Source organism: Delftia sp. ZNC0008 (assembly GCF_000799035.1).
GTDB classification, from domain to species: domain Bacteria; phylum Pseudomonadota; class Gammaproteobacteria; order Burkholderiales; family Burkholderiaceae_C; genus Comamonas; species Comamonas tsuruhatensis.
This window is the reverse complement of record NZ_JTKZ01000153.1, coordinates 1-2,043: the sequence shown is the minus strand read 5'-3', so window position 1 is coordinate 2,043 and position 2,043 is coordinate 1. Positions and strand designations below refer to the sequence as shown.

Sequence of the window (2,043 nt, the reverse complement as noted above, 5' to 3'; positions counted from 1 at the left end):
CCGCGTCGCCCAGCATCAGGGAAACAAACAGCCAGAGCATGGAATGGGCGGTGGCCTTTCGCGTTTCTTCAGCGGCCTGCTTGGCCTTTTGCTTGGCCTCTTCTGCCTTTTGCTCGGCCTGCTTTATCTGCATCTGTACGGAATCAAAGGTGCTTCGCACTTTCTTTTGCGCTTCTTCCACCGGAATATCGGAATTGCGCGCAATCAGCTGGGCCAGATATTGCTCATCGACCGCAGAAAGCTGGCCGGTGCGCAGCGACTGGGCAAAGATCACGCCGGCCTCCCGCGTGGCGCTGGCCATGTCGGCAGGCGTTGTGCTGCCGGAGGTTGCTGCGGAATTGCGGAACAGGCTGCCGGTCCAGTAGGCCAGGCCCTGGGGCGAGGCATCGGCGCCCGAGGCACCGGCCATGGCTGCGGCACCGCCAGCAGCCGCACCGCCGGCGGCGCCGATCGCGCTACCCACCACGCTGGAGGCGCTGGTGGCCACGGTCTGCGCCGCCTTGAAGGCGCCGGACACCGCACCACCGGCCGCAGCGCCCATCAGGGCCACCATGGCCAGCGTGGCCAGCGCCCAGGACAGAAAGCCGTGGGCCGTGTCGCGGAAGTAGACCTCGTCCGTATGCACGCCTTGCCAGCGGGTGCGCAGCCGCCCGGCCAGGTACCCGCCCACGCCGGCGGAGGCCAGCTGGGTGAAGGCGATCCAGGCCACGGCCGTCCACCCCAGGGCGCCGGCATCCATGCCCTGGCCGGTCCATACCGAGACAGACGACAGGCCCAGGCCCGTGCCCAGAATGAACAGCAGCAGCGACAGCGAGGCCGCCGCCATGGCGCCCGCGAATATCGCCGCCCATGAAACACCGCTGACGGATGTATTGGCCGCAGGGACCACTGGCGTTGCCAGGGGATCGGAATAGGCAATGGACATGGCTGGATTTCCTGGAGTTGAGTGCCCCATTCTTGCCAGCCGAAATAAACGCCACTGTAGGAGGATTGGAAAAGCGGGACTGGAAAACTCAGACGAAAAACGTCATCCTTTGCCAGATGACGTTTCTGAAGGCAATGCGCGGCCTGGATATGGGAAATGATTCCTGCAATCGGTAAAACTTGCGGAATATTTTCCGGGGCGAATGGCTGGATTGTTTCCGGCAGCACGGCGATATGTTTCTGTCTGCTGCCGGGGTTTTCATTGCTGCATCGAGCCTGCCAGACCCGTGCGTTCAGGGCTGGCGCACGTCGGCCACAACCTGCTCGCCAAAATCCGCGCGCTGCAGCCAGCCCAGCACCAGGGTGGCGGCCTGCTCGGGCGTGGACAGCTTGCCGCCCTCCTTGAGCTGGGCGAAGTTGCCTGCATCGGGAAAGGCTGCGGCATCGGCGCTGCGCAGCTGCACCTGCATGTCGGTGTCGATGACGCCGGGCGCCAGCGAGCAGATGCGCGCGCCGTGGGGCTTGAGCGCCTCGTCCAGCGCCACGCTGCGGCTGAAATGGTCCATGCCGGCCTTGGCCGCGCAGTAGGAGGCCTGCGAGGCAATGGCGCGCCGCCCCAGGCCCGAAGAAATGTTGAGCACCTTGCGCGGCACGGCCGTCCAGCCTTCGGTGGCGGCCAGGAAGGCGGCCGTCAGCAGCATGGGCGCCTCCAGTCCCACGCGCATGGCCTGGGCGATGTCGGCGGGCCGCAGCTGCGACAGCGGCGCGATCTGCGGAATCACGCCCGCGTTGTTGATCAGGGTGACGCTGGCGTAGCGCGTGGCGTCCAGCCCGGCGAGCCATTCGCCCAGCCTGCGGGCCGCTGCCTCGGGCTCGCCCAGGTCCACGCTCCACTGCTGCAGCGGGGCGCCTGCCGTGGCGGCGGCCCGGTTCAGGTCTTCGCTGGTGGAGCGCGACAGCGTGACCAGCTCATGGCCGGCATCGAGCAGTTGCCGGGCCATGGCCAGGCCCATGCCGCGCGAAGCGCCCGTGAGAATCGTCAGGGAAAGGAGAGGCGATGCATTGTTCATGCGGGCGATGGTATCGCTTGTGCCCGTGCTGCCGGTGCTGCCTACGCGG

General features: G+C 66.6%; 2 protein-coding genes. Both read right to left on the bottom strand.

The window, feature by feature from the left end:
- The coding region (locus L995_RS05200; protein WP_047469832.1) for a hypothetical protein at nucleotides 1–925 on the bottom strand (925 nt) is incomplete at its 3' end.
- Between the two features lie 292 nt (nucleotides 926–1,217).
- The gene (locus L995_RS05195) at nucleotides 1,218–1,994 is read right to left on the bottom strand and encodes an SDR family NAD(P)-dependent oxidoreductase (RefSeq protein WP_046240202.1); all 777 of its coding nucleotides are present in this window, start codon (nucleotides 1,992–1,994) and stop codon (nucleotides 1,218–1,220) included.
- Nucleotides 1,995–2,043 lie beyond the last annotated feature (49 nt).

Coding starts and splice junctions, on each gene's coding strand:
- L995_RS05195 (WP_046240202.1), bottom strand. CDS start 1,994: ATGAACAATGCATCGCCTCTCCTTTCCCTGACGATTCTCACGGGCGCT.